Consider the following 26,340-nt stretch of genomic DNA (forward strand, 5'->3'; position numbering starts at 1 on the left):
GCGCGCTGCGCATCGCGTGGAGTTCTTCTATGCTTCGACGGCCGCCGCAGCACTACTGCGCGCGCGGCCTGCGAAGCGGCGGGCGGCGTCCTCGAAATGCCGGCGCGGATTGACGATCTGCATCGTATCGACTTCATCCTGGGTGATCCCGGCTTCGAGCAGGGCGGGCACCGCAGTCTGCGGTATGTAGCAATAGCTGTGCTCGGGAAAATATCGCACGCGGTCTTCCTCCGATGGGAAGAAATCGCTCCAGCAGAAGCAATCGTGCGACAGCGTCAGGCGATCGACATAGCCTCGCCCGACCAGTTCCACGATCGTCGCCACCCGCTTCTCTAGCGGCAGCAATGTGTTCATGCCGAACCGGTCCATCGCCAGGATCGAACCCTCATCGGCCAGACGCATGAGATAGTCGATGTCGGTCGTGTCCCCGCAATGGCCGATGATGACGTCCCGCAGGTCGACCCCTTCCTCCTTCAGCACCCGCTGCGCCACCAGACCCATTTCCTGACGGGCAGCCGTGTGGACGGTGATCGGTGCCCCGGTCCGCACATGGGCATTGCCGACGGCACGCATCACGCGTTCCACCCCCGGCCGCAGGCCCGGCATATCGATCGCGCACTTGAGAATGGCGGCTTTCACCTGAGTGCCGTAAATTCCCTCCTCGATATCGCGCACGAACATGTCGGGCAGCGGATCGGGCCGGTCGAACATGAGCCCGGGGCCGACCTGGGCGAGCGGCCTTGGCACGTCATCGATGGTGTAGCAGCCGGTCGCGACGATGATGTTGACCTGCGTAAGCTTGGCGACCTCGACGATGCTCGGGACGTTCCGGCCAAGGCCCAGAACCGTGAGATCCATGATCGTATCGATCCCGCAAGCCTTGACCGCATCGAGCCGCCTCGCGGCCTCGACGATCTGCTGGTCCTCAACGAAATCGGGCCGGTAGTTGAGCGTGTATTCCAGGTCGTTGGAAAAAACATGCTCATGGACCAGCACGCGCCCCAGAGCACTTGCAGCGATCGGTCCCCTGGCCGTTTGAATGACGGTCATGCATCAGCTCTCCCGATGAACAACGCCGCCGAAATTTCGGACTTCGTGCCGCATTGATCCCGCGGCGCAGCGGCGAAATTCGCCATACCGCGCCGCGTATCGGAGCTTACAACGACCGGGGTTGGTTTTATACCGATTTCGGGCAATATCGCTACGCGGGCGCAAGCCGGAGCGACCGGTTGGCGCTGCCGGAACCCGGGCGCACTCGGCGCCGGGCGGACCGGGGCAAATTCTCCTAGGCGGCTTCCTTATTGCACAGGCTGCGCGGCCAATTGCCGGTTAAACCAAGGCTCACCTTGGCCTAGGGTTTTGATTGGATGGGGGCGCTTGTCGCGCGGTGGGCGCGCCATGTGAGCATGCGGTCGCTTTGGAATTGGGCCGCTAGGAAATTGGTAAGAAGCGAGGGGACGATGACAGGTACAGGACCGCTGATCTCGCTAGAGGGCAAGGTTGCCTTGGTTACCGGCGGCGGCGGCGGCATCGGGCGCGCGGCGGCGCTTTCGCTTGCCGGGGCGGGAGCCGACGTGGCGGTGATCGACGTCGTGCCCGAACGCTGCGACGAAGTGGTCGCACTGGTCGAGGGAATGGGCCGCCGCGCGCTCGGCATTTCCGGCAATGTCATGGACGTGGAAGCCGTCACTGCCGCGGTTGAAACCACCGCCGCTCACTTCGGGCGCTTCGACGTGCTGGTGAACAATGCCGGGGGCGTGACCTGGCGCCCCTTCGCCGAGTTGAAGCCCCGCAACTGGCAGCGTCATATCGACATGAACCTGACCAGCAATCTTGCCGCGACTTCCGCCGCGATCCCGCACATGATCGCGGCCGGCGGCGGATCGATCATCGCGGTCACCAGTATCGAGGCCAGCCGTGCCGCCCCCGGCTATGCGGTCTATGCCGCCTGCAAGGCGGGGATCAACAACCTGACGCGTACCCTGGCGCTGGAGCTGGCCGAGCATGGAATCCGGGTCAACGCCATCGCTCCCGACAGCACGGCGACGCCAGGCATGAACGGCGTCTTCGATGGCTCCGCCGATCCGGCGCGCTGGCCAGCACCCTCGCCCGAGCGCCAAGAGACGATCCGTCGCCGCATTCCGCTCGGCCGGCAAGGCACGGCCGGCGAATGCGGCGATCTGATCGCGTTCCTGGCCTCGCCGCTTGCCAGCTATATAACCGGCACCATCATCCCGATCGATGGCGGCACCTGGGCCGGGGGCGGATGGATCCGCGACCGCGCCGGCAAATGGGTGCTGCCGCCGGACCTGTCACCAGCCAATTAGAAGCGTTTCACGGAGAACAAGAACATGGTCTTTCCCGTCAGCGTCACGCTGCCTTTCGACAATATCAACCAGCCTGGCGAATTCGATACGATGGACGCGGTTCGCGACGTCGGCCAGGCGCTCGAAGAGGCAGGGTTCACCACCGGCACCGTCACCGATCACCCGGCCCCGAGTTCGCGCTGGCTGGATGGCGGCGGGCACTATGCGCAGGATCCCTTCGTCATGCTGTCGCTGCTTGCGGCGGTGACCACCAAGCTGCGTCTGCAGACCAGCATCCTTGTCCTGCCCTACCGCAACCCGTTCATCACCGCGCGTTCGGTCTCCAGCCTCGATGCCTATTCGCAGGGCCGCGTGTCGCTTGGCATCGGCGCCGGTTATCTCAAGGCTGAATACAAGGCCTTGGGCGTCGATTTCGATTCGCGTAACGCGTTGATGGATGAATACATTCAGGCCATGAAGCTGGCCTGGACGGGCGAGGACTTCACGTTCGAGGGCACCGGCTACACCGCGCTCGGCAACCGCATCCGCCCCGCGCCCGTGCAGACCCCTCATCCGCCGCTGCTGATCGGCGGCAACAGCCGCATGGCGATCCGCCGCGCGGTTGAACTGGGCGATGCCTGGAACCCGTTCTTCGCTCCCGCCGCGGTCCTCAGCATGGCCCGGACGGCTTCCATCGCCGAAGAAGAAGATGTGGATGCCGCGCTCGCCTATATGCATGCCCACTGCGAGAAGGTTGGCCGTGAAACTCCACCGAAGCTGTATTTCGCCGGCACGGGCATGATTAAGGAAGGCTACAGCCCGCAGGAATTCATCGACCAGATCGGTGCGTTCCGCGCGAAGGGCGCCGTTGGCGTCGGCGTGGGCATTTCCGCCGAAAGCCGGGCCAAATGGTGCGACCTTGCCCGCGACTTCGGCGAGAACGTACTGCCGAAGCTGGACTGACGGAAACAGGGTAAGGACGATATGACGACAAGCAACGAGGCCGCCCCTGAGCACCTCCACTACGAGGAGCGGGGCAATGTCGCGGTCATAACCTATGACCGGGCCGATTGCCGCAACGCGATGAACACCCAAAGCTATCGCGAGCTTGTCGCCGCCGTCGAGCGGGCGAATGCCTCGGAAGCCGTCGGCGCCATCGTGCTGGCGCACAAGGGGCCGGTATTCTGCGCCGGAATCGATCTCAAGGCCCAGCCCGAGCCCAAGGACCCCGTCACCGGCATCCGTCCGACAGTCGCCACCATGGGCATGGCCAACGACACCAGCTGGGTCCACCTGATGAAGCGCTCCAAGCCGACGGTCGCGGCGATCAACGGCGCGGCGATCGGGCTTGGGGCAACGCATGTGCTCGCCGTCGACATCCGCATCGGCACGCGCGCGGCGAGCTTCTCGTTCCCCTTCCTGACGCGCGGGTCGATGCCCGAATTCGGTTTTTCGGCCTTGCTGCCGCAGATCGTGGGCTTCGGCGCGGCGATCGATATGTGCCTGACCTCGGCCAAGCTCGATGCCGAGGCCTCGCTCGCCAAGGGCCTGCTGACCCGCTTGACCGAGGCCGACGATGCCCTGCCCGAAGCGATCGCACTGGCGTCGGAGATCGGCAAGCATTCGCTGCTGCAGGTCTCCCTGACCCGGCAGCTGATCTACGACAACGCCGGCGAAGGGGACTGGAACGTCATCCTCACGCGCGAGCGCGAAGCGTTCATCCAGCTTTTCCGCGCCCAGCGCGCCGCCCGCCAGGCGCGTGAAGCGGCGGCGGGCGGCGGCTGACTCAAACCGGCGGGGATCAGAGCCAGGCTTCGTCCGGCAACGGATTCTCGCCGGCCAGAAAGCGCCGCAGGTTGTCGATGAAAAGCTCCGTAATGCGCACGTGCCGCCCGTCGCCATGCCCCGCGCCATGCGGGCTGAGCATGATCTTGGGATGAGTCCAGAGCGGGCTGTCGTCCATTCGCTCCTTGCGATAGAGCCAGGCTTCCTCGACCGAATGCACATCGAGCACCGCATAGTCGAGATGTCCGCTATCGAGCGAAGCAAGTAGCGCCGCTTCGTCCGTCAACGCGGCGCGCGCGATATTGACGAACACCGATCCCGGCTTCATCCGCGCGAAAAAATCGGCATTGGCGATATTCTGCGTTTCGGGCGTGCTCGGCATCGAGAAGACCACGACATCCGCTCGCCCCAGGGTATCGAGGACCTGGGACGGTGCGATCATCTCGTCCACCGGCTCATTGCCGGTAGGGTTGCGGCGCACGCCGATGACGTGAGCCCCGAAGGCGCGCGCGCGTTCCGCGATGCAGCTGCCAATGGCGCCCATGCCATAGATCAACCATGTCGTGCGGTAGATTTCGCGAAAGTCGTCGCGCGGATATTCCTTGGCGGCGCGTGACATCCGGCGCTCGTCCGAGCGGTGAAAGCGCTCCAGCACGGTGCGCATGACGAATTCGGCGATGGAGATCGAGCTGACATGCGCCGTGGTGAGGCGCGCGCCCCGCTTCAGCACGTCCTGAAGAAGCGGTATATCGGTTCCCGCACCCAGCGATTGCACCCACTGCAGGTCAGGCGCGGTTTCCAGCAAATGCTTGAACGTGCGGCGCAGCGGGCCGCGCAGGGCCTCGATCGTAAGCCAGACCGCATTGGCGGGCACATCAGCCGGCGCCACTTCCTTGCCATCGAGAATGGCGACCTCTGGACTTTCGATCAAGGCATAGCGGACTGGCAGGTTGGCTGCGTCGAATGAAGGTTTCCAGACATCGTAGGCAGGCTTGGCAATGACTACGCAAGGTTTGTCCATAATCGTTCCTCTCGAATTGAATATTATCCCGGTCGCTTTGTACCCTCGGATAGTTTCTCAACTCGGTCGGCATCAAAATGATGTTTTTCACCATTGGCCATGTGAAACGTGATCGTTGACCGTCACAGCGTGCAAGGACAGGCTTTGGATACAAAGTCTTACGACCTGACGGCGCAATGCAATGGAGGCACGGCATGGGTTACGAAACGATTCGTTATGACATGACCGAAGGGATTGCCACCATAACGCTTGACCGCGGCGACGGCCTCAATGCGATGAACAAGCAGATGACGCTTGATCTGCTCGACGTGTTCGACGTGACCGACGACGACGACGCGGTGCGCGCCGTGATCGTGACCGGGGCGGGCGAGCGCTCCTTCTGTGTCGGAGCCGACCTGTCATCGGGGGGCGAAACTTTCGACTTTGGCGATGACGCAGCGTGGAGCGATGCGGGATCGCCCCTCCGCGCGGATGGCACGGTCGACTATTCCCACCCCGGCGCACGCGACGGCGGCGGCCTGATCGCCTTGCGGATATTCGCTTCGCGCAAGCCGATCATCGCCGCTTTCAACGGCGTCGCCGCCGGCGTCGGCACGACGATGACACTGCCGATGGACTTTCGCCTGGCCAGCGACAAGGCGCGTTTCGGCCTGGTCTTCGCTCGCCGGGGCATCGTGCCCGAAGCGGCATCGAGCTGGTTCCTGCCGCGCCTGATCGGCATCGGCAAGGCGCTGGAATGGTGCTATTCGGGCCGCATCGTTCCCGCCGACGAGGCGCTGAAGGCCGGATTGCTGCGCAGCATACATGCACCTGACGAACTGATCCCCGCCGCCCGCGCGCTGGCGCGCGAACTGACGGCGCATGGCGCGCCCGTCTCCATCGCGATGACGCGGCGGATGATGTGGGCCGGGCTTGCCATGCAGCATCCGATGGAAGCGCATCGCATGGACAGCCGCGCCGTCTGGATACGCGGCCGCTCGGGTGACGCCTTCGAAGGCGTGACGAGCTTTCTCGAGAAGCGAGACGCCAGGTTCCCGGACGCGGTCAGCCAAAAATGGGCCGAGTTCGCCGCCTTCTTCGACGAACCCGACTATTACTGAACGGAGGCACTGAACGGAGGCGCCCGCCTTATTCGGCGAGCTGTGCAACCTCGTGCGCGAACATCCGGTCGATGTCCTCTTCAGCCGGACGCGGCAGTTCGACGGCGGCCTCGCGGCTCGGGAGCAGGACCACGGCATTGCCGGGCGTCACCACCGTTCCCGCGTGGTTTTCCACCCAGACATTGAGGTGGACCTCGTTGCGGCCGCCTTCCTGCTTCTTGTCGGTGACCTTGCCCTTGATCCAGTAGGTATCGCCGAGATAGACGAACTTGCGGTGCTGGCAGCTCATCTTCCACAGCCAGCCGTCATCGCCCATCCAGTTGGTCAGGATGTTGGTGAGGAAGGTTTCACGCAGACCGCCGTAATCGTAAGGCAGCGGGATACCGAGTTCGTTGGCCCAGTCCTTCTCCCAGTGCAGCCGCTGCGCCGTGTCGGGCACGTTGAGCGGGTTGCGGGTATAGAAACCGGGAACCTTCTTGCGGATCTTCCACGATTCGCGGAACGCACCGGGAGGCGTGAGCTGCATGCCCCAGCCAACGTGCCAGACGATCAGGTCGCTGACCCGCAGCGGGCCGCGCACGATAGTCTGCAATTCCTCGCCGACCGTGACATCCTCGAAATAGCGAGTCTCGGCCCCGCGCAGCGTTTCCGCCTCGTAGGTCGCATCGATCCGTTCCAGATCCTCGTCGCTGTACGGCTTGGGCAGGTCGTATTCCTTCTTGCGCTCCTTGGAGGCATGGCGTTCGACCCGGATCCACGATCCGCGCTGGATGGCGACGAGTTCGTCATTCTGGTTGCGAAAGATGTAACCCTGGATTTCAGTGACGGAGCGCCCGCCGAACGAGCTCTTCTCGTTCACCTGCACGCCGACCAGCGCCGAACGACGCTTCAGCTTGTCGCCCAGGCGCAGCGGCCGCCACCATTCGAACGACATTTCCGCCTGGTAGGACCCAAGCCCGACCAGGGGATCGCCCTTGAGCAGCGCCTTGAGTTCCGGCGTCAGCTTGGCGGCGTCCTGTTCACCCATGGTGTAAAGGAAATTGGGCGGCGCGATCAGGCCGTCCCAGCGAGTCGACTTGCCGTACTCGGGATCGCACCACAGCGGGTTGCCGTCCCCATAGCCGTTGGCGAAGTGCCTGACACCGTCGATGGTCACCTCGTAATTGTGCGGCAGGGTGGGCTTGTTGTACTGCACGCCCACGCGCTGGCGCAGCCGGGCAATCCCTTCCTCGGTCAGAACGCCATAAGTGGAATCTGTCTTTTCAATGGTTTCCGTCGTCATCTCACTGAACCGATCAATCAAGGAGCCTGCGCCGGTGGTCCGGCCTTGGTCACGGCATACGCTTAAATCATCCAAAACGCTAGCGATATAAATTCAAGACACGCGAACGTTCCCGCGCCCGCCGCCATCGCATCCGCGATGGTCTCAGGCGGGAACGCCGAACAAGGCCTTGAGCTCCGGCTGGCTGACTTTCATCGACGGTGTGCGCGGAAATTCGTCAAGCCGCAGGAAGCGGACCGGCACCTGGTAGGCCAGCAGGTTCTGCTTGAGAAAGGCCTGCAACTCCTCCGCGCTCGGATCGGCCGCGTCGCGGCGCAGGACATAGGCTGCGGCGGGCACCTGCCCCAGCCGCTCGTCCGGCAAGCCGACGACGCAGGCCTCGCGAATGGCGGGGTGCGATTCCATCGCCCGCACGACGTCGTCGGGCTGGACCTTGAAGCCGCCGCGAATGATGGCGTTGTCGTGGCGTCCCTTGATCCACAGGTAATCGTCGGCATCGAGCACCGCGAGGTCCGAGGTGCGTACCCAGGCGGCCTCGTCGCCAAGCTGGGCGGAACGCAGCTCCAGCAGTCCGACTTCGCCGAACGGCAGCTCGGCACCCGTCTCGGGATCGACGATCCGCGCCTTGACGCCCCGGTTGATCTTGCCCACCGCACCCTTCTTCTCGGCGAAGCGTTCCTTGTATTCCGCAAGGGTCCAGCCGGCGATGGCACCGGCGAATTCGGTCGCGCCGTAGTTCTGGAGCAACGGCAGTTCGTAGCGGTCGTAGAGATCCTCGGCCAGCTTCGGATCGACCGGCGCCGTGCCGGTGCGCAGCGTGACCAGGCTTTCGAGATCTGCCTTGGGCACCCCGGCATCGAGAATCATGCGCAGGCCCGAAGGCGGCGCCCAGGCGACCTTGAGCTTGTGGCGGCGCACCGCATCGACCCAATCGTCTACCGTGAAGCGCTCCAGCAGGCACATCTGACGGCCCGAGGCCACGCAGTTCACGACGTTGAACACGCCGCTGAGATGGGTGAAGGGTCCGCAGACCAGCAGCACCCCGCGCCGCAGGCGAGGCGGCTCGCCGGGGCCGCGACCCTCGAACACGCCCGCCTCGTCGATGCCTTGCGCGAAGGACGTCGCCTTGAGCGGGATGCGCTTGGGCGTGCCGGTGGTGCCGCTCGACAGCATCTCGATGACGATACCGGGCGACGACCGAAGCAAGTCCGCGCCGCTCGCCTGTTCCAGCCCCGCCACCATTTCCGCCGGGGCGCCCGAAGGCCCGCCCAGCATGATGCCGGCGCAGCCATTGCCGGCCACCGCCGCGCGAACCGGCTCTCGTTCCCAGTCGCGTGCCATGCCGACAACGACCGGCACCTTCTGGGCAATGATGTCGGCGGCAAGGCGCTCGTCGGGCAGGTTGGCATTGAGCGTGACGATGCAGCGATCCGAAGCGACGATTTCAAGCAAGGCGGCGGCCGTGAGCACGTTGTTGCGCATCATCACGCCGACGCGCGTTCCCGCCGGCAGTCCCGCGCCTTCCAGCAGCGAATCGATCTGCGCCATGATCGCGGCGAGTTCGCCCCAGGTGGTCCATGCCTTGTGGAATTCGATCGCCGGCGCAGCGGGATCGAGCGCGAGGACGGCGTGAATCTGTTCGGAAAGAGTGCTCATGACAATCCCTGCAAGCTGTGCCGGTCAGTCCGGCTTGAATTCGTGTGCCTGTTCGACCAGCCGGGCGACATCCGCCATATCGGGGACCTGGCAGGCGGCGACATATTCGCGGCGAAGGCGGCGGATCAGTTCCGCGGCGGGCGGAATGTCGTCGATCAGTTCGATCCCCTGCCCCGCGCTCCAGATCGTGGCCCAGGGCCGCGCGCCTTCGGGCAGGTGGCCGCGCCGTCCGTCCGGCCCCGGCCTGGGCAGGTTGTCCGGATCGAGCCCGACGCGCGCCAGCGATGCCTTCAGCCAGTTCGCCGCCGTTCCCGCCACTCTTGGCGTAAAGATCAGGTCGCGCGCGGATTCGCTGACCAGCATCTGCTTGTATTCAGGTGCCGCGTTCGATTCCTCGGTGGCAATGAAGCGCGTGCCGAGATAGGCCAGGTCCGCCCCCAGGATTTCCGCCGCGCGGATCGCCGCGCCGGTGCTGACGCAGCCGGCCATGACGATCGTGCCATCGAACATCGCACGCACGCGCGGAACGAAGGCGAGATGGCTGATCTGTCCGGAATGACCGCCGCCGCCCGACCCGATGCAGGTCAACCCGTCGGCACCGGCGGCAATCGCCTTCTCCGCGAAGCGGATGGTCGTGACATCGTGGAACACCTTGCCGCCCCAGTCATGAACCCGGCGAATCAGCTCGGTAGGATCGCCCATCGCGCTGATGATGATCTCCACCCCGTGCTTGCGGCATACAGCAAGGTGATCCGCCATCTGGTCTTCGGGCAGACGCGAGAGATTGACCGCGATCGGGCCGATCCGGGCGGAAGGGTTCTCCTCCGCATGCGCGCGCAGGGCCGCTTCGATTTCCGTGAGCCAGGCATCGAAGGTTTCCAGATCACGCGCGTTCTGGCGCGGCAGCGCGCCGACGAGGCCGCCCTTGCAAGCCTCTCGCACCAGCGCCGGGCTCGACACGCGGTACATCGGCGCACAGACGGCGGGGAGAACCAGACGGACGCGAATTTCAGGATCGAGGCTCATTCTCAACTCTCAGCAAGCTGCCCGGCACTGCCGGCACCTTGCAGACCGCGGCCAGCCGAAAACCCGACTTTCCTCGTGTAGGGCTGGCCTCGTGTCGGGCCGGTGGCCGCATGCATGTTCCGAACTGGGGATCGTCCGTTTACATGCCCGCCGCATGAATGGCTAGCAAGCGCATGAGGTCAGGGTAACTAGCCTGACCTCATGGGAATTCATTCGCCGGCTCAAACGATCGCGCTTACCAGCCGTTGGATCTGCGGGGCGATCAGGCCGTCCTTGCGATCGCGGAAATAGATTTCGTTGGCGCGATCGGCACTGAGGTGCTCGATCCGGCTGAACCCGGCATTTTCCAGAAGACCGGTCATTTCCGCCGGCGAGAAATAAGTCAGCCTTCCCAGTCCGGACATGACCCCGGCCTGCAGGTGCAGGGCCTGTTCGTTCTCCTCCAGGAAGGTCAGTACGATCTCGGAGCCCGCCGGCCGCGCCGCGGCCCAGGCCAGGGTCCCCTTGACGGCGTCGGGCGTAAGATACTGGGTAACGCCCAGCCACGAGATGAAGCAGGGCTGGTTCGGGTCGAAATCGCTGGCGGCAAGCGCGTCTTCCAGGGACGTCACCTCGAAATCGCACGGCACGTAGTGCAACTGGGCGGGCGCCGTCAGCCCCAGCTCCGCGGTCCGCTGGCGCTTCCATTCCTGGAACGGCGGATCCTCGACTTCGTAGACAGCGAGATCGCCGAGACCATCGCCCTGCCGCAGGGCAAAGGAATCGAGCCCGGCACCGAGAATGACGTACTGGCTGACCCGATCCCGGGCGGCAGCGAGCCGGTCCTCGGTAAAGCGGCTGCGCAGGATGCAGGTCGATGCGCTTGCGGGCGATACCCGGCCCATCATCGCCACGGCATCGGCATCGGGCATTCCAGCCAGTCGCAGCGCCAGTTCGTCACGGAATATCTTGGGTTCGTCGCCGCAAAGAGTATGCGCGCCGCGCAACGCCGCCGAAGCCAGCGCCGTCTGGTGCACGCCCGACAATTCGATTTTCTGCGCCGACGCCATCCCAATTTCCTCTCAATATTCGCGGTTCGGTCCGGCCGCGCGAACACTCGTCCGCTTTCGAGGCTCAAGCCCCTGCCGATGACAACTTGCCGCTTTGCATAGTTGCTTTTGCGATTCCGGCAAACGCAATGCCTCTGCCCGAGGGCGCACGGCGCTTGTGACATGGAACGAATCGGAGTCTGGTTCCGTTGCGTTGCCATGATGGATCGGCGATCAAGGTTCCAGAACCCGAGCACCCGGTCAACCGCAGGCTCTCGCCCTTTGCCCGTGAAGCGCCCGCGACAAAAATGTGAAAAATCATGCCCTCCCGATCAGCCGAGACCGCCGCGCCGGCGACAAGCGAGGCGGCTTGCTCCCGCCGGGTCGATCGCCGCAGCGCCGCTCGACTCATGGGGATCGTTTTGTTCCAGATTCATCTGTATCCAGTTGATTTCAGCATAGCCGCAAGCGAGCCGCCGTTGGGAACCGACAAAGAGAACCGAGGCATGCGCGCGAGGATTTACGGCGAAGTCGACGCGAGATTGCACCGTATTGGGTCGAACCGGAAACTCGGACGAGAATCCGGCTGGCGACGCGGCTCGGTCCAAAGCGATTCGGAACAATTCGGGGCGAGGCCTACGGGAATACGACCCGGATTCCGGCGCGACGAACCCAGCCAGGCGGGGCGAACCCGCATGACCTGCCGCCAGACCACACGTCCGCGCCGTTTGCCGTTGATTTTCTGTCAGTCCACTGGCAGAAACCGGGAGGACTGCAGAGCACACGAGATGCGGCGGGCCGCCATGCCACCGCGATGCCGGCTCGGCACATCTTTAGAGAGGATATAATGAGCACTCAGGTAATCGAAAAAGGTGGCTGTCCCGTCCACGCCGGTCGCGACGATCGCAAGACCGGCGACTCGTTCAAGGCAGGGCTGCCCGTCTTTCCCAATTCGCGCGTTTCGAAAAGCTTCCGCTTTGCCCGCGAAGTGCTGCGTTCGCCCGAAATGCGTCAGGCCGCGAGCAGCGCGGACTCGATGGACTACAGCAAGCCCGACGAGATCTCGTTCTTCTTCCTCTATGGTGAGGAGCACAAGAAGCGGCGGGCGTCGGTTGCCGCCCATTTCGCGCCCAAGGCGATCGTCAGCCGCTATCATCCGCTGATGCAGGCGACGATGGACCGCCTGATCGCCGACTTCCAGAAAAAGGGGTCGGGCGTGCTGGACGAGATGACCCTGCAACTGGCGTCCGACGTGACCATGGAAATCGTCGGGCTGACCAATACCGATCGCCAGGACCTCACCCGGCAGATCAAGGCGATCATGGGCAGTCACAACAGCTTCGACAAGCGCCCACTCTACCGCTTCATGCATGACGTGGTGTTCGGCTGGTTCCACAAGGCGGTCTATGCCTCGCGCGTGATGAAGCTCTACAAGGAGCACATCGCCCCGGCAGCCGAGGCACGCCGCGCCAATCCCGGCAACGACGTCATGACTTACATGGTGCAGAACAACTATTCGATGAAAGGCATGATCGTCGAGGTCATGACTTATGCCGGCGCCGGCGTCTCCACCACGCGCGAATTCATGGTCATGGCGACCTGGCAGCTGTGGGATCACCCCGACATCAGGGAGCGCTTCCTTGCCGCGAACGAGGAGGAGCAGTTCGCGATCATCGAGGAAATTCTTCGCCTCGATCCCATCGCCGGCTACCTCTATCGCAAGCCGGTCAGCGACATTCCCGAAACCACCGAAGGCGCGGTTCCGGCCGGCCAGTTGCTGGCCGTCGATATCCGGGGGGTCAACAGCGACGAAACGGTGGTGGGCGAATGCCCGTTCCAGATCGATCCCGACCGTGCCAAGCGCCAGAAAGTCGCGGGTTCGTGGCTGAGCTTCGGCGACGGGCCGCATCGCTGCCCGGGCGCGCAAGTCGCGCTTCACGAAACGCGCATTTTCCTTGACCGGCTGCTGCGCGTGCCTGGCTTCAAGCTTGCGAAGCCGCCGACGGTCGGCTGGAGCCTTTCGACCCAGGGCTACGAACTGCGCGAAGCCGTGGTGACCTGCGACAAGGTCTGATCCATCTTTCGGCGGACCTTGTGGCGAACCGATGCCGCAAGGTCCGCACGATCGACAAGGGTTTCGCGCAGGCCTGGGCAAGGCACGCGAAGCTCCAATAAAATGGGCCGCGATGGACGGCCACAAGGGAGAGAGCAGGCACGATGGCAGTGATCGACAGCCAGGTTCACGTCTACGAGGCCAACCGACCCGAACGCCCCTGGGTGAGCACGATCACCGGGCCCGCGCACGTGACCGGAGACGAGCAGGTCGCCGCCATGGATGCGCTGGGCATCGATGGCGCAATCATCGTCTCCACGTATACGACTTATCGCTATGACAGCAGCTATGCCCAGGAGGTTCACACCCGCCATCCGGGTCGCTTCGCACTGGTCAAGCCAGTCGACACCACCGATCCCGCCGTTGCCGAGGACATCGCCCAATGGGCAAGCGCGCCGGGCGCCGTCGGCATCCGGGTGATGCTCACATTCGCGGAAACCAAGGACCCGCTCGATCCTGGACTGAACCTCGCGCTGACCGCAGGGGCCCGTCACGGCATGGCAGTAAACCTCTTCGCCTGGCACCACCTCGACGAAGCCAGGGCATTGGTCGCCCGCCATCCCGATACACTGGTCGTCATCGACCACGTGGGTCTGCCCCAACCCTATCGGCCCGATGGCCCCGACATCTGGGCGGATCTGCCCAAAGTGCTCGCCCTCGCCGAACATGACAACGTCCGGATCAAGCTGAGCGGCGCGGGCACCATGTCGGCACAGGCCTTCCCCTATGACGACATCTGGAACCCGCTCCTGCGCATCATCGATGCCTTCGGTGTCGAACGCTGCCTGTGGGGCACCGACTGGACGCGCGCGGTCAAGTCGCTGAGCTACGAGCAGGGAGTCGAAGCTTTCCGCACCACGCCACATCTCTCCGACAGCGACCGCGCCATGCTGATGGGCGGCGCGGCGGAGCGGACCTACGGCTGGTCGCCAAGCCCGGGCGCTTGATGAAAAGCCAAGACGAACACCAACCAACCGGGCTACGCTTGGATCCATTGCAAACTGAAAGGACATGGGATGAGTGAACTGCGCTTCGATGGCAAAGTCGCCATCATCACGGGGGCCGGCCGCGGTGTCGGCCGCACGCATGCTATCGAGCTGGCGAAGCGCGGCGCGCGCATCGTCGTCGTCGATCCGGGCGTCGCGCTCGACGGGTCGGGCGCTTCGGCCGCTCCCGCCGAGGAAGTGGTCAACGAGATCAAGGCCCTTGGCGGCGAGGCGGTCGCTTCCTTCGAGAAGGTCAACGATGTCGCGGGCGCCGCGCGCATGGTGGAACTGGCGCTCGACAGCTTCGGCGGACTGGACATCCTCATCAACAACGCCGGAACCAGCGTTCCGGAGCTGTTCGACATCCAGACGCTCGACCAGTTCCGCATGCTCAACGAAGTGCATTACCTCGGCACCGTCTATGTAACGAAAGCCGCCTGGCCGCACCTTTGCAAGGCCCGGAACGCCCGCCTGGTGAACACCATCTCGGAAGGGCCGCTTGGCATCCACGAGCGGGGCACCGGCTATGGCGGCGCCAAGGCCGGGGTCATCGGCCTGACCCTGACGCTGGCGGCCGAGGCAAAGTATCACGGCGTCGGCGTCAACGGCTTCGCACCGCGCATCGCCACGCGCCTGTCGGCGCCCGATGTCCTCGCCCACGTGTACGATCGTCCGGCCGCGCTGTTCGAGAAGAACATGGCGATGTTCCCGCCCGAACTGTCATCACCCGCGGCGCTCTATCTTGCGCACGAATCCTGCAAGCTGAACGGCGTGCTGCTGGCTGCTGGCGGCGGCCTTGTGCTGCGCATGTCGATCATGGAAAACGCCGGTTACAAGACGGACGACATCAGCGTGGAATCGATCGCGGCAAATATCGACCAGATCCTCGACATGTCGAGCGCGACGCAATTCGGGATCGGCGCCACCCCCTTCCTGCCCGAACCCGTAAAGGCCTGAAACACGAAGGCCTGAAACGGGCAGTCCGAAAGCGAAAGAGGCGGTCGTTCAGTCCAGCCGAAGCTGGCCGACCGCCTCCATGAAAACGCGCACGTCCGCGTCCGGCAGCAAACCGTAATTGTAAAGCGACAGTTCGCGCACGCCGACGTCGGCTGTCGCCTGCAAGTTCTGCAGCATCTTGTCGACCCCGGATTCGGCCACTTGCGCGGCGCTCGTCACGGTCGGATTGCGGATCGTGACGTAAAGGGCGGAAAGCGGGCGCGGGCTCTCCACCGCCGCATTGAGAGCGGCGACCAGCCGGTTGCCCGCAGGATTGAGCACGTTGAGATCGACTTGCGTGCCGGCTGTGATGAACCCGGTCAGCAAAGCATCGTCACGCGCATCACCCAGCAGCGAGCGATAAGGCGTAATGGCGTTGGCCGAAACCCGCGCCGCGTGGCCCACGCGCGCCGCCACTTCACCCACCAGTTCGATCGAGGCGCGCGCATGACTTTCGGCGAAGGCCATCAGGTCCGCATCGAGAGCAAGCGCGGCCGCCCGTTCGTCACTGTTCGGTTCACCGACAATCTCCGCCTCGATCGTGCGGACCACCCGGGCCTGCAGCGCCGAGACATCGATGCCCGCCGCCTTCCCCCGCGCCTTGCAGCTGCCGCAAAAACACAGGTTCGAAAGCGTGCGCGCCAATGCCGATATCCGCACCAGCGCGCGCGGACGCAGCCAGTCAAGGTCGAAGGTGTGCGGCAACACGCCTTCAAGCCGGAACAGGTCTATGCCGAACTGGTCGGCCAGGTCGGCGCAGAGTTCGACGATGTAGGTCCTGACGTCGGGGTTCGCCGCGCAGACGCCCGAACCACTGCTATCGCCCCAGGGCAGTACCCGCGCGCAATCGGGATGGGCATCGCGGATCCAGGGCTGGAACAAGGTGATCGTCCACGAATTGAGCCCCAGCCCGATCCGCGCGGCCTCTTCTGCGGCCAGCGACCAGGCCCCCGCGATCTCGGGCGAATGAATCAACGGCTTGATCCGGCCATAGCGCCCGGCCCGCGCGGGGAAATAGACCGCGCCGCGCGCGTCACTGAACAAGTTCACCCCGCCGCGCGGGGAAAGCGCATCGATCGGGTGATAATTGGCCGCAAGGTCGATCGCCTGGATACCGTGCCCGGCAATTTCACCCAGGGCCCGCGCAACCCCCAGCCGCGCCAGGTCCCAAGGGTAGCAATAAGTCGTCGTGCGCATCAATATCTCCCCCTCGCGCGGCATCGGCTTGGTCCGCAAGGCGCTACGCCGAACGCAGCTTGATCTTGGGAAGCAGGGCCGTGGAAAGCAGAATGGCCACGCCGTAGAAGATGAACGGCGTGGCATACGAGCCCGTCACATCGCGCAGCTTGGCGAACAGCACGGGCGATATCACCGACAGGACCATGGCGATCGACATCACGAGCCCCATCGCCTTGCCGACGACCGCCCGGTCGAAAGTCCTGGCGATCAGCACGCCCCACAGAGGGTTCAGCAGACCCGAACCAAAGGAAAACAGGGCTCCACCGGCAAACAGCCCCGGAACCGACGCGGCCGAGGCAAGCGTCAGCAGGCCCGCAGTGCTCAACACCATGCTGGTAAACTGGATCAGGCGAATATCGAACCGGTCGCCTACGAATGCGAACATCAGCTTGCCCGACGCGCTGCTCACCGCGATGGTCGACATGGCGAGCGCGGCGATCTTCGCCTGAATCCCAAGATCGCCCGCGAAAAGAACGATGTTGCTGGTCGTCCCCGTGCCGGACGACATCGGGATGCCCAGCGAGAAGGCGACCAGCCAGAAATTGAGATCGCCGACCACTTCGCGAATCGAAACCGGTTTGCCCTTGGTCCGGGTAGAGGGCTGTTCCGGCGGCGGTTCCGAGGCGCCGTCGGGGTGAAGACCGCGATCCTCCGGCCGACTGACGATCAGGAACAGCCCGGCCGGGATCATCGTGAGGGCGACGAACAACGCGAGAATGCGCAGCGCCATGCGCCAGTCGAGAACTTCGATGACCTGCTGGACCACCACCGGGAAAACGAAGCTTCCTGCTGACAGACCGGCGATCGCGATGCCCATGGCCAACCCGCGCCGCTTCACGAACCAGCGCATGATGAGCACCGATGCCCCCATCGGCCCGCAAACCGAAATCGGAATGGTCATGAACACCGCATAGACCGCGATGACATGCCACATCGTCTGCACGAACGAGAGCGCGAATAACCCGCTCGCCAGCAGCACCGCCGCGGCGGTCGTCAAGACCTGGAAGGGAAAGCGATCCATCCACCCGCCGATGATCGGCGACATGACCACGCCGAACAACAGGATCGCCCCCATGCCCATCATGGTCATGGTATGCGTGGCGTGGAATTCCTTGCCGATCGGCGCGGAAATGATCCCATACGAACTGAAGACGATGCCGCTGGCCAGCGCCAGCATGAAGAATATGGTGGCGACCTGCCGCCAGCCGACCGCGAAATTCATTGGATCGCACTTTCGATTGGCGCAAGCCGGGGATCGAACGATCGTGAACCCCGACGGGCCATGCTCAACTCAACAGGCCGAGATTGCGGTTCCAGGTGTAGCAATCGTCCAGCGCCTTGAAATCCTCGGGCTCAAGCCGCACCTCCAGCGCGCCGATCGCGGAATCGAGATGGCTCAGCTTGGTCGCGCCGGTAATGGGCGCGGTCACGCCGGGGCGGGACATCAGCCAGGCCAGCGCGATCTGCGCCATGGGCTTTTCGTGCCGCTCGGCCACTTCGATAAGGGCATCCAGGACTTTGTAGTCGGCGGGCTTTTCATAGGCCTTGGTAACGTAGAAGCCCGTCTCGCGCGTGCGCTCGGAATGCTTTTTTTCGGTCTTGCGCCAATCGGTGGAGAGGAATCCGCCGCCCAGCGGCCCCCACGGGATCAGGCCCACGCCGGTCTGGACGCAAAAATCGTTCATCTGCCGCTCTTCCTCGCGCCAGAGCAGATTGTAGAGGTTCTGCATCGAGATGAACTTGGTCCATCCGTTCATCTCGGCGACGTACTGCATCTGCACGAACTGGAAAGCATACATCGATGAAGCGCCGATATAGCGCACCTTGCCCGCCCGCACGAGATCGTCGAGCGCGCGCATGGTTTCCTCGATCGGCGTGCCGCGATGGAAACGGTGGATCTGGTAAAGGTCGATGTAGTCGGTTCCCAGGCGCCGCAGGCTGCCGTCAACCGCTTCCATGATGTGCTTGCGCGACAGGCCGACGCCGTTCGGGCCCGGCTTTTCCGCCGCGGGATTGAACACCTTGGTGGCGATGACGGCCTGATCGCGCGGCATGAATTCGCGGATCAGCTTGCCGGTCACTTCCTCGCTCACGCCGAACGAATAGGTATCCGCGGTATCGAAGAAATTGATGCCCGCCTCGATCGCCTTCTGGAAGAACGGCCGCGCCTCGTCGATTTCGAGGATCCAGCTGCGCTGACTCTTGTCACCATAGCTCATGCAGCCGAGGCAAAGCGGGCTGACCCTGAGCCCGGACTTCCCGAGGCGCTTGTATTTCATGTTCTCTCCCGCGAAATCGATCTGCAAACCGGCGTCACTCCGACAACCGGGGCCGAAAATCTGCGCGCCCCCGGCCGCGAACGGCCAGGGGCGCCACCTGATGCCTGGTAGCTTACGCCATTACGGGCGTGGGAGTGGGAGCGGGTTGCCGGCCCCGGATCAGGCGGCCGGGCAGGCGCCCCGTTTCCTGATCGTTGAGCCGGGTGATCTCTCCGCTCACGATCGTCGCGCGATAGCCGGTGGTGGGCATGATGACCCGGCCGGCCCCGGCCGGCATGTCCTTGACCAGCAGCGGCCGGTAGAGCGTGATGTTGTCCATGTCGATCACGTTGAGATCGCCTTTGTAGCCCACCTTAATCACGCCGCGATCGAGCATTCCCGCAGTGACGGCAGGATCAAGCGTTATCATCTTGATCCCCTCGGTGAGCGAGATCGAACGCCCATGACGGCCCTTGATCCAGCGGGTGAGCATGTAAGTCTGCGCGCTGGCGTCGCAGATCTGCGTCGAGTGCGCACCGCCGTCGCCCAGCGCCAGCACCGTGTTGGGGTGCTTCATCATGCGTTCGATGGCATCCATCGCCACGTCGATCATCGATGTCGAAGGCAGCATGAACATGGTCAGGCCATCGTCCGCGATCAGCCGATCATAGGCATATTCCTTGGCCGGAACGCCCAGCTTCTCGGCGATGGCGGCAAGGCTGTTTTCCTTGAACGGTTCAAGCTCCGGCTCGACCGCCTTGAGTTCGTAGATGCGATCGAGCATGGTGAACGCCTTCGACGCGCGATGCTCGGTGATGGTCGGGAATTCGTCGAGGATCGCCTTGCGCACCTCGGGCTTCTTCATTTCCGCGACCCGTTCGGCGAGCGGCAGATGCGCGATCGCCTGATAGCTGGGGCTGAAAGTGAAAGGATGCCCGAAGACGGTCAGCCCGAACAGGGTCGTCGTCGGCCGGCTCAGCACCTGGCCGCGAATTTCCAGCCCTTCCGCATTGGCCTTCTCGATCATCTCCATCGTCTTTTCGTGACGCTTCAGGTTGTCTTCCTTCTGCGTCATCGTGAAGGATACCGAGCAGCCCGATTCGCGCGCCATGGCTTCGATCAGCGCGAACTCGCCCTCATGGTCCTTGAAGTCGGTGATGAGCTGAATCGCCCCGCCACCGCCGCGCTGCACGCCCTTGGCGATGCCCACCAGCTCTTCCTCGGAAGCGGTAAGGCCGGCGGTGTTCTTGCCGTCGCGGCTCTGGTGGTGCGAGGTGCGCGAGGTGGAGAAACCGATCGCTCCGGCGCGAACCGCATCCTCGACGATCCGGCCCATCTCCTCGATTTCCTCGGGAGTCGCCGGTTCGCGGTCGATCCCCCGCTGGCCCATGACGTAGGCGCGCAGCGGGATGTGTCCAATATGCGCGGCGACGTCCATGTCGAGATGACGGTCGGCAACCGCATCGAGATATTCGGGGAAGCTCTCCCAGTTCCAGGCCAGGCCGGCTTCCATGACTTCCTTGGGAATGTCCTCTACACCCTCCATGAAGTTGAGCATGGCCGGGCGCGTTTCCGGCTTGCACGGCGCGAAGCCGACGCCGCAATTGCCGATCAGCGCGGTGGTGACGCCGTGATTGGACGATGGCTTCAGATGCGTGTCCCACAGGACATGGCCATCGTAATGCGTGTGCAGGTCAACGAAGCCCGGAGTGACGATGCAGCCCGTGGCATCAAGCTCTTCCTTGGCGCTGCCGCTGACTTTGCCGACCGCGATGATCTTTCCGTCCTTGATGGCAACGTCGCCGGCGTAGGGTTCCCCCCCGGTGCCGTCGACGATCAGCCCGTTACGCACGATAAGATCGGCGTCGGAATTGGACTGGGGCATCGATCTGTTCCTTTTTCGCTGACCGTGCACTGACGCTGGCAGAGGAGCCTTCAATCCTCGTCCGCCGTGGTTCTGCGCCACGTGCAGGTGTGGTCCCAATGTGAATATCACGTTTGCGGCGCTTATATAATCCGCTGGCGAAGTTGTCTATTAAATTGAACCGTCACGGCGCCATTCGCGAAGCGGCCCACGGGGCGGATGGCGCTTGCGCCAGGCACCATTGGCGACGGCGCCGATTCGCCGAATTCTTTAGCCTTGTTAGCGATATTTCTGCTATGCAGCAGCCAATATGCCGTGGGGTTTGGAACCGTGCGGCACGGGGCCGCGCCCGGACGCTGCGACATACGAATTTACTGGTGCCAGGATGCTCTTTCCGAACGAATCCGAATCGATCCGAGTCCCCAAGGCGGCCGAACTGGTCGCCAATCGCATCCGCCGCGCGATCGTAACCGGTCATCTCAAGGACGGCCAGAGCCTGCCCTCGGAAAGCCGGCTGATGGAGGAATTCCAGGTTTCGCGCCCGACCGTGCGCGAAGGCATCCGCGTGCTGGAATCGCTGGGCCTGGTCAAGGTCGGCCGCGGCGCACGCGGCGGCGCACGCGTGACGCGGCCCGATTCCGGCGTTGTCGCCAGCGCGGCGGCCATGGCGCTGCAAACACGGGGAGCGACGATCGCAGACTTGTTCGAGGCGCGCGCCCTGATCGAACCGCGCGCCGCGCGGCTGGCCGCACAGCGCCGCCCCAAGGCGGCCGCCAGTGCCCTGCGCGCGCATATCGAACTCGAACTGAGCGTGATCGACGATTTCGTCGCCGTGACACGCGCCATCGCCGAGTTTCACACGCTGTTGATGGAAGAGTGCGGGAACGAGACCCTGGCGGTATTCGGCACGGCGCTGAAAAACCTGTTCGAACGCGCGATGCTGGCCGCCCAGTCCGGCATCCAGCCGCTCGACGATACCGAGCGGATGGCCTCGCTGCGCTACGGCCTGCGCTCGCACGGCAAGCTCGCCGACCTGATCGAAGCCGGAGACGCCGACGCGGCCGAGGCGCATTGGCAGGTGCACGTGACCAGGGCAGGCCGGGTGTGGCTCAAATCAGTCGGCGCGACCGAGGTGATCGACCTGTTCCGATAGGAATGATCGACCCCGGCGCACCAACCCGCCTCAACGCTTCATGTATTCATCGACCATCCGGTGAAGGTTGCGGCAACGCACTTCCAGATACTGGCTGAAATGGACAGGTTCGTCGCCCATGGAGGTGAGTCCCTGCTGAACCGGCCCCATGTTGGAGTAGTCCTGGTCATAGACCGGAGCGAGCGCGCCCAGTTCGGGCACGCCGGTCCAGTCCTCGTCCTCGCTCAGCATGCGCAGCTGGGCGGGCTTGGGCCGGGGGCCGTCCTTGGGGGCAAGCGTGAACAGGAACACTTCCATCAGCGTGCGATCATGGCTTATCGGACGGAAACGGTATGAAATCTTGTCCTTGAAGCCACCCCAGAGGTGGAAATTGGGGAAGATGTCATAGCCCTGCCCGTCAAGCATATCGGCATCGGAATATTCGCTGAAATCATAGCCGGTACGCTCGCCGACCATCTTGCGCACCGATTCGGCGGCGAAAGCCCGGGCGCTCATGCCTTCGGGCAGTTCGATCTTCTTCGACGTGTCGAACGCGCGGTTGCCTGCGGCGAGCATCAGCGACAGGCGGCGCTCATCGTCGATACCGCGATCGAGGAACGGCCCCGGCGTGATCCCGTTCGGCGCCAGGAACCGCGTCACGTGATCGGAGAGCACGTCATGCTGGCCCGAATCGTAGCCGGAGAACAAGTTGTATTCCGGATGCGTGCAAATGACGTGGTGCGCTTCCAGGAAAGCCTCGGCACAGACCTTCCAGTTGGCATGGGCGATCTTGGCGACGTGGGCGGACTTGTAGCAATTGTCGATCTTCCAGTGCGCGAAGTGCTCGGGCATGGGAGCGATCACTTCAAGCAGCGGCGCGGCGGCGTGATCGAAGTTGATGAAAATGAACCCGCCCCAGCTCTCGCAGCGCAGATCGAACAGCGGAATGTCGTCCGCCCCCAGTTGCGGGAAGTCCCAGGCGAAGGGATTTTCGATCAGCTTGCCGTCCAGGCCCCATGTCAACCCGTGATAGGCGCAGCGGAAGCTGGTCTTGCAGCCCGAAGCGTTCACCAGTTTGCGGCCACGATGCCGGCAGATGTTCTTGAAGGCGCGAACCTGGCCGTCCTTCTGACGAACGATCAGCACCTGCTGATCCAGCAGTTCATAGACATAAGTATCCCCGACCTCGGGAATATCCTCATCGCGGCAGGCCATCTGCCAGGTCTTCATCCAGACCTTCTCCACCTCGCGGGCGAAGAATTCCGGACTGGTGTAGCGACTTGCGGGGACCGGCTCGATACCCAGGTCGCGGGTCATCGGCGCGTAGAACGCGGGCGAGGGCCGGGTATCGCGGGCCAGCAGCTCCTGGTAGGAGATGACCGGCGGCTCACCCATGCGCACTTTCTGATGGACCGTCATTCTCAGTTCCTCCTCAATCCGGGTCACGGGCAGAGCCCACGTGAACCGGGACAATGGCAATATGGGGCCACAAGCCAACCATGCTCATACCAAGCATAATCCATATGATGACTTTTTGACTTCACGCAAATTCGCACGAGAAATCGAAAGCGCGGTCGACCGCATCCTCATCTATATCTCAAAGATAGCGCCGCGCCGACTTTCGTCAAATCGCAATGGACGTTCGTAGGACGTATCGCGGCGATCACGGCTGGCATGAACCCCCGCGTTCAGCGCGAGGCGCCCCTCCGGCGAAAGCCATGCCTCGCCCGGCTTGCCCCACCAGTCGCTCACAACCTTGCGCAGCACGATCCCCCAGCGCCCCCCGCGCCGCTCGAACCGGTCGATATAGCGTCCGCCCGACAGCGTCAGCGGCGCGCCATCCCGGTTCATCGCCGCGAACATGTAATACGTTTCGGCATGCGCCACATCGCCGTCCAGTTCGCACACATGATTGGTAATCACATGCTGCGTCGCGTGCTGCGCGCGCGCGTGAAAAGCGATCACCCAGTCGGCAAAGGCCTCTCGATCACCGACGAAGACACCGTGATCGTCGATCGCGTCCTCGTGATAGACGCTGAGCAGGAGTTCGCGATCGAGCCGGTCCACGGCGCGGCAATACGTCATCAGGCAGTCGCGGATGGCCTGCCGGTCCGCCAGCATTCGAACCGTCGCCGCAAGACCGGACATATCGTCGACATCGGACATGGTCACACTCCCGTTTCCATCGCCCGCGCCGAGTCCGGTCATCCCCTGTCCGTCACCCCCGCGGCATGCCCAGGCCGCGTTCGGCGATCAGGTTGCGCATGATCTCGTTGGAGCCGCCCGAAATGGTCATGCCGAAGCTTTCGAGATATTCGTACATCGGCGCGCGCCAGGCGGGATCGATGAACTGGCTCGACAGCCCCGCCGCGCGTATGCGGAAGGAATGGATGCGGTTGTTCAGCGTGGTCTTGGCAACCTTGATGAGCGAGGGCAACATCGACCAGGTCGGCGCGTCCGCCGGCTCGCGCAGCAATACGCGGATCTGCTGGCGCAGCGACTGAAGTTCGCCGAACAGGGTCATGAATTCGCGTTGCAGCTCGGGATCGTCAAGCCAAGCCGCACGCTCGTGCCGCGCCTTGGCATAGTAATCGACCAGGAACATCATGTCGCGTTCGGCATAGTTGAAGCTCAACACACCTCGTTCCGACGCCAGGGTCGACTGCGACACCATCCAGCCGGTGTTCTCTTCCCCGATGCGGTTCGCCACGGGAATGCGTACATCGGTGAGGAATATTTCGCCGAAATTCGATCCCCCCGTCGATTTGCGGATCGGCCGCACCTCGACGCCGGGGGTATCCATGTCCATGATGAGGTAAGTGATGCCCTGGTGCTTCTTCACGGCCGGGTCGGTACGAACCAACAGCAGGCACTGGCTGGCATACATGGAGTTCGTGGACCAGATCTTCTGCCCGTTCACCACATAGTGATCGTCATCAAGCACCGCGCGGGTCTTGAGGCCCGCGAGATCCGAACCGGCCGCCGGCTCGGAGAAACCCTGACACCACAGGGCGCCCGCGGCCACGGCGGGAAGATAAGTCTTCTTCTGCGCCTCGGTCCCGTGGGGGATCAACGTGGCGGGCACGTGGTTCAGGCTGATGACGAACATCTCGCTGCCCGGCGAATGGCCGCGCGCGAATTCGTCCTCCATGATGATCTGGTGTTCAAGCCCCAGTCCCGCGCCGCCGTATTCCACCGGCCAGTGCGGTGTCGCCAGGCCCACCTTGCGGCGTTCGTCCATCCACCACTTCTGGACTTCGACCAGTTCCGGCCCCTTGGCCCGCTGCCATTCATGCGCGCGCTCGGGCGGCGCCGTCTCGCGCGTCCAGGTCCGCACCGCCTCGCGAAAGGCCTTCAGATCGTCCTTGTGTTCGAGGATCACGCGTTCAACTCCGTTGTCGTGCGGCCTTCGTCGAGCGCCTGATTGAGCAGGCCCATCGCCGCTTCGCGCAAAGCGCGGTTGCTGCCCAGCAGCGCCTCGTTGAGCCGCGCGCGTTTGATGTAGATATGCGGATCGTATTCCCAGGTATGGCCAACGCCGCCGTGCAACTGGATGCAGTCGGCCGCGACGAAGACGAAAGCCTCGCTCGCTCCGGCCTTCGCCAGCCGCGCCCACATGTCGGCATCAGGCGATCCGTTGTCCAGGCATTGCACCGCCTGTTCCAGCAGCGATTCCTGCGTCGCGATCTTGATGAACAGATCCGCCGCACGGTGCCGCAACGCCTGGAACGAAGCTATCGGCCGATCGAACTGGAAGCGTTCCTTCATGTATTCGATCGTCCTGAGCGCAATGCCCTTGGCCGCGCCGACGCTGTCCGCCGCCAGGGCGAGCGCGACATAGGATCCCAGCAGCGCACCCGCCTTGCCGTCCCCGTCCGGGATCAGCGCCACCACGGGCGCGTTGCTGCACTCAAGGCGGGAAAGGTTGCGAGTCAGATCCCAGGCCTCGATCGGATCCAGCCGCGCCGCGACGCCGTCGACATGCACGATGGCCCAGCCCGAAGCCACCGGGACAACCACGTAAGTCGTTCCGGCCGCTTCCGGCACCCCGCCCAGGACCTCCAGCGAGCCGCTGACCGTCCCGCCATCGGCGGACTGCGCCAAAGGCTTCGCCTCTTCGAGCAGCGCCGGCACGGCAAAGGCGGCTTCGCCCGAAACGACTGCCCCCAGCAAGGCCTCGCGCTGGTCGAAACCGGACACGTGGGAAAGCCACTGCGCCACGCACAGCGTCGGGATGAAACCACCCGGTGCGGCGTGCGCCCCCAACTCGGCGTTGAGAAGCTGCAAGCCCCTGGCCCCCAGGCCCAGGCCGCCATCGGCTTCGGGCAGCGACAGGCCCAGCCAGCCCAGGTCCGTCGCCTGCCTCCAGAGCGAGGACCCCAGGTCGTTTTCCCGATCCAGCCAAGCGTGCACCGCCCGACTGTCACATTCCGAAGTCAGTACATCCGCAATGCTCTCACGCAGCGTCGCAAGCTCCGCTTCGTCCAGCACCATCTCCGACCCAGCGCTCATATCCGCCTCTCACCGGGGCCCACAGGCCCAAACATT

22 protein-coding genes are annotated in these 26,340 nt (G+C 63.9%); 8 read left to right on the plus strand and 14 right to left on the minus strand.

Features of this window, described 5'->3' with window-relative positions:
• Window positions 1-27 precede the first annotated feature (27 nt).
• Window positions 28-1,050 (minus strand): phosphotriesterase family protein, encoded by a 1,023-nt coding sequence (locus BM052_RS01980; protein WP_091142572.1) that lies wholly within the window; start codon window positions 1,048-1,050, stop codon window positions 28-30.
• A 410-nt stretch (window positions 1,051-1,460) separates the two neighbouring features.
• Here BM052_RS01980 and BM052_RS01990 point away from each other — a divergent pair, with 410 nt between their 5' ends.
• Genes BM052_RS01990 through BM052_RS02000 form a run of 3 tightly spaced genes read left to right on the plus strand, consistent with a single transcriptional unit; the run spans window position 1,461 to window position 4,091 of the window.
• Window positions 1,461-2,327 (plus strand): SDR family NAD(P)-dependent oxidoreductase, encoded by an 867-nt coding sequence (locus BM052_RS01990; RefSeq protein WP_091142576.1) that lies wholly within the window; start codon window positions 1,461-1,463, stop codon window positions 2,325-2,327.
• 24 nt (window positions 2,328-2,351) lie between these two features.
• Entirely contained in the window at window positions 2,352-3,269 is a 918-nt protein-coding gene (locus BM052_RS01995) for an LLM class F420-dependent oxidoreductase (RefSeq protein ID WP_091142579.1), read from the plus strand.
• A 21-nt stretch (window positions 3,270-3,290) separates the two neighbouring features.
• Window positions 3,291-4,091: an enoyl-CoA hydratase/isomerase family protein gene (locus BM052_RS02000; protein ID WP_091142581.1), complete on the plus strand. Its 801-nt coding sequence runs from the start codon at window positions 3,291-3,293 to the stop codon at window positions 4,089-4,091.
• A 16-nt stretch (window positions 4,092-4,107) separates the two neighbouring features.
• On the opposite strand, the gene BM052_RS02005 is transcribed toward BM052_RS02000, so the two are convergent.
• The gene (locus BM052_RS02005; RefSeq protein WP_091142583.1) at window positions 4,108-5,112 is read right to left on the minus strand and encodes an NAD(P)-dependent oxidoreductase; all 1,005 of its coding nucleotides are present in this window, start codon (window positions 5,110-5,112) and stop codon (window positions 4,108-4,110) included.
• 194 nt (window positions 5,113-5,306) lie between these two features.
• Here BM052_RS02005 and BM052_RS02010 point away from each other — a divergent pair, with 194 nt between their 5' ends.
• The gene (locus BM052_RS02010; RefSeq protein WP_091142585.1) at window positions 5,307-6,212 is read left to right on the plus strand and encodes a crotonase/enoyl-CoA hydratase family protein; all 906 of its coding nucleotides are present in this window, start codon (window positions 5,307-5,309) and stop codon (window positions 6,210-6,212) included.
• Window positions 6,213-6,240: 28 nt separating this feature from the next.
• Here BM052_RS02010 and BM052_RS02015 read toward each other — a convergent pair whose 3' ends face one another.
• The 4 genes from BM052_RS02015 to BM052_RS02030 all read right to left on the minus strand — a co-directional run bounded on the left by BM052_RS02015 (window position 6,241) and on the right by BM052_RS02030 (window position 11,225).
• Window positions 6,241-7,494, minus strand: a complete 1,254-nt coding sequence (locus BM052_RS02015) for an FAS1-like dehydratase domain-containing protein (RefSeq protein WP_091142587.1) — start codon at window positions 7,492-7,494, stop codon at window positions 6,241-6,243.
• Window positions 7,495-7,638: 144 nt separating this feature from the next.
• Window positions 7,639-9,150: a class I adenylate-forming enzyme family protein gene (locus tag BM052_RS02020; protein WP_091142589.1), complete on the minus strand. Its 1,512-nt coding sequence runs from the start codon at window positions 9,148-9,150 to the stop codon at window positions 7,639-7,641.
• 24 nt (window positions 9,151-9,174) lie between these two features.
• On the minus strand, window positions 9,175-10,176 hold the full coding sequence (locus BM052_RS02025) for an NAD(P)H-dependent flavin oxidoreductase (RefSeq protein ID WP_091142591.1): 1,002 nt from the start codon (window positions 10,174-10,176) through the stop codon (window positions 9,175-9,177).
• Window positions 10,177-10,397: 221 nt separating this feature from the next.
• Window positions 10,398-11,225 carry a class I SAM-dependent methyltransferase gene (locus BM052_RS02030; RefSeq protein ID WP_091142593.1) on the minus strand — a complete coding sequence of 276 codons (828 nt, stop codon included), beginning with the start codon at window positions 11,223-11,225 and terminating at the stop codon, window positions 10,398-10,400.
• A gap of 826 nt (window positions 11,226-12,051) precedes the next feature.
• On the opposite strand from BM052_RS02030, the gene BM052_RS02035 reads away from it, so the two are divergent.
• The 3 genes from BM052_RS02035 (at window position 12,052) to BM052_RS02045 (ending at window position 15,260) form a co-directional block, all read left to right on the plus strand.
• Window positions 12,052-13,278 carry a cytochrome P450 gene (locus BM052_RS02035; RefSeq protein ID WP_091142595.1) on the plus strand — a complete coding sequence of 409 codons (1,227 nt, stop codon included), beginning with the start codon at window positions 12,052-12,054 and terminating at the stop codon, window positions 13,276-13,278.
• A gap of 143 nt (window positions 13,279-13,421) precedes the next feature.
• Window positions 13,422-14,264, plus strand: a complete 843-nt coding sequence (locus BM052_RS02040) for an amidohydrolase family protein (RefSeq protein ID WP_091142597.1) — start codon at window positions 13,422-13,424, stop codon at window positions 14,262-14,264.
• A 69-nt stretch (window positions 14,265-14,333) separates the two neighbouring features.
• Entirely contained in the window at window positions 14,334-15,260 is a 927-nt protein-coding gene (locus BM052_RS02045; protein WP_091142599.1) for an SDR family NAD(P)-dependent oxidoreductase, read from the plus strand.
• Between the two features lie 48 nt (window positions 15,261-15,308).
• Here BM052_RS02045 and BM052_RS02050 read toward each other — a convergent pair whose 3' ends face one another.
• The 4 genes from BM052_RS02050 to BM052_RS02065 all read right to left on the minus strand — a co-directional run bounded on the left by BM052_RS02050 (window position 15,309) and on the right by BM052_RS02065 (window position 20,681).
• Window positions 15,309-16,496, minus strand: coding sequence for a hypothetical protein (locus BM052_RS02050; protein ID WP_143084723.1), 1,188 nt, complete (start codon window positions 16,494-16,496; stop codon window positions 15,309-15,311).
• Between the two features lie 43 nt (window positions 16,497-16,539).
• A complete protein-coding gene (locus BM052_RS02055; RefSeq protein WP_091142604.1) occupies window positions 16,540-17,760 on the minus strand; it encodes an MFS transporter in 1,221 nt (406 codons plus the stop codon).
• A 64-nt stretch (window positions 17,761-17,824) separates the two neighbouring features.
• Complete coding sequence (locus BM052_RS02060; RefSeq protein ID WP_091143036.1) at window positions 17,825-18,817, minus strand: aldo/keto reductase; 993 nt, start codon at window positions 18,815-18,817, stop codon at window positions 17,825-17,827.
• 112 nt (window positions 18,818-18,929) lie between these two features.
• The gene (locus BM052_RS02065; protein WP_091142606.1) at window positions 18,930-20,681 is read right to left on the minus strand and encodes an N-acyl-D-amino-acid deacylase family protein; all 1,752 of its coding nucleotides are present in this window, start codon (window positions 20,679-20,681) and stop codon (window positions 18,930-18,932) included.
• A gap of 364 nt (window positions 20,682-21,045) precedes the next feature.
• Here BM052_RS02065 and BM052_RS02070 point away from each other — a divergent pair, with 364 nt between their 5' ends.
• On the plus strand, window positions 21,046-21,813 hold the full coding sequence (locus tag BM052_RS02070; protein ID WP_177198281.1) for a FadR/GntR family transcriptional regulator: 768 nt from the start codon (window positions 21,046-21,048) through the stop codon (window positions 21,811-21,813).
• 30 nt (window positions 21,814-21,843) lie between these two features.
• Here BM052_RS02070 and BM052_RS02075 read toward each other — a convergent pair whose 3' ends face one another.
• The 4 genes from BM052_RS02075 to BM052_RS02090 all read right to left on the minus strand — a co-directional run bounded on the left by BM052_RS02075 (window position 21,844) and on the right by BM052_RS02090 (window position 26,304).
• Window positions 21,844-23,211, minus strand: a complete 1,368-nt coding sequence (locus BM052_RS02075; RefSeq protein ID WP_091142610.1) for an aromatic ring-hydroxylating oxygenase subunit alpha — start codon at window positions 23,209-23,211, stop codon at window positions 21,844-21,846.
• A gap of 171 nt (window positions 23,212-23,382) precedes the next feature.
• Window positions 23,383-23,958, minus strand: a complete 576-nt coding sequence (locus tag BM052_RS02080; protein ID WP_255405916.1) for a nuclear transport factor 2 family protein — start codon at window positions 23,956-23,958, stop codon at window positions 23,383-23,385.
• Between the two features lie 52 nt (window positions 23,959-24,010).
• On the minus strand, window positions 24,011-25,174 hold the full coding sequence (locus tag BM052_RS02085; RefSeq protein ID WP_177198282.1) for an acyl-CoA dehydrogenase family protein: 1,164 nt from the start codon (window positions 25,172-25,174) through the stop codon (window positions 24,011-24,013).
• Entirely contained in the window at window positions 25,171-26,304 is a 1,134-nt protein-coding gene (locus tag BM052_RS02090; RefSeq protein ID WP_091142615.1) for an acyl-CoA dehydrogenase family protein, read from the minus strand. Before BM052_RS02090 ends, BM052_RS02085 begins: the two co-directional genes overlap by 4 nt.
• Window positions 26,305-26,340 lie beyond the last annotated feature (36 nt).

Source organism: Novosphingobium sp. CF614 (genome assembly GCF_900113255.1).
Classification (GTDB): domain Bacteria; phylum Pseudomonadota; class Alphaproteobacteria; order Sphingomonadales; family Sphingomonadaceae; genus Novosphingobium.

Coding starts and splice junctions, on each gene's coding strand:
- BM052_RS01980 (WP_091142572.1), bottom strand. CDS start 1,050: ATGACCGTCATTCAAACGGCCAGGGGACCGATCGCTGCAAGTGCTCTG.
- BM052_RS01990 (WP_091142576.1), top strand. CDS start 1,461: ATGACAGGTACAGGACCGCTGATCTCGCTAGAGGGCAAGGTTGCCTTG.
- BM052_RS01995 (WP_091142579.1), top strand. CDS start 2,352: ATGGTCTTTCCCGTCAGCGTCACGCTGCCTTTCGACAATATCAACCAG.
- BM052_RS02000 (WP_091142581.1), top strand. CDS start 3,291: ATGACGACAAGCAACGAGGCCGCCCCTGAGCACCTCCACTACGAGGAG.
- BM052_RS02005 (WP_091142583.1), bottom strand. CDS start 5,112: ATGGACAAACCTTGCGTAGTCATTGCCAAGCCTGCCTACGATGTCTGG.
- BM052_RS02010 (WP_091142585.1), top strand. CDS start 5,307: ATGGGTTACGAAACGATTCGTTATGACATGACCGAAGGGATTGCCACC.
- BM052_RS02015 (WP_091142587.1), bottom strand. CDS start 7,494: ATGACGACGGAAACCATTGAAAAGACAGATTCCACTTATGGCGTTCTG.
- BM052_RS02020 (WP_091142589.1), bottom strand. CDS start 9,150: ATGAGCACTCTTTCCGAACAGATTCACGCCGTCCTCGCGCTCGATCCC.
- BM052_RS02025 (WP_091142591.1), bottom strand. CDS start 10,176: ATGAGCCTCGATCCTGAAATTCGCGTCCGTCTGGTTCTCCCCGCCGTC.
- BM052_RS02030 (WP_091142593.1), bottom strand. CDS start 11,225: ATGGCGTCGGCGCAGAAAATCGAATTGTCGGGCGTGCACCAGACGGCG.
- BM052_RS02035 (WP_091142595.1), top strand. CDS start 12,052: ATGAGCACTCAGGTAATCGAAAAAGGTGGCTGTCCCGTCCACGCCGGT.
- BM052_RS02040 (WP_091142597.1), top strand. CDS start 13,422: ATGGCAGTGATCGACAGCCAGGTTCACGTCTACGAGGCCAACCGACCC.
- BM052_RS02045 (WP_091142599.1), top strand. CDS start 14,334: ATGAGTGAACTGCGCTTCGATGGCAAAGTCGCCATCATCACGGGGGCC.
- BM052_RS02050 (WP_143084723.1), bottom strand. CDS start 16,496: ATGCGCACGACGACTTATTGCTACCCTTGGGACCTGGCGCGGCTGGGG.
- BM052_RS02055 (WP_091142604.1), bottom strand. CDS start 17,760: ATGAATTTCGCGGTCGGCTGGCGGCAGGTCGCCACCATATTCTTCATG.
- BM052_RS02060 (WP_091143036.1), bottom strand. CDS start 18,817: ATGAAATACAAGCGCCTCGGGAAGTCCGGGCTCAGGGTCAGCCCGCTT.
- BM052_RS02065 (WP_091142606.1), bottom strand. CDS start 20,681: ATGCCCCAGTCCAATTCCGACGCCGATCTTATCGTGCGTAACGGGCTG.
- BM052_RS02070 (WP_177198281.1), top strand. CDS start 21,046: ATGCTCTTTCCGAACGAATCCGAATCGATCCGAGTCCCCAAGGCGGCC.
- BM052_RS02075 (WP_091142610.1), bottom strand. CDS start 23,211: ATGACGGTCCATCAGAAAGTGCGCATGGGTGAGCCGCCGGTCATCTCC.
- BM052_RS02080 (WP_255405916.1), bottom strand. CDS start 23,958: ATGTCCGATGTCGACGATATGTCCGGTCTTGCGGCGACGGTTCGAATG.
- BM052_RS02090 (WP_091142615.1), bottom strand. CDS start 26,304: ATGAGCGCTGGGTCGGAGATGGTGCTGGACGAAGCGGAGCTTGCGACG.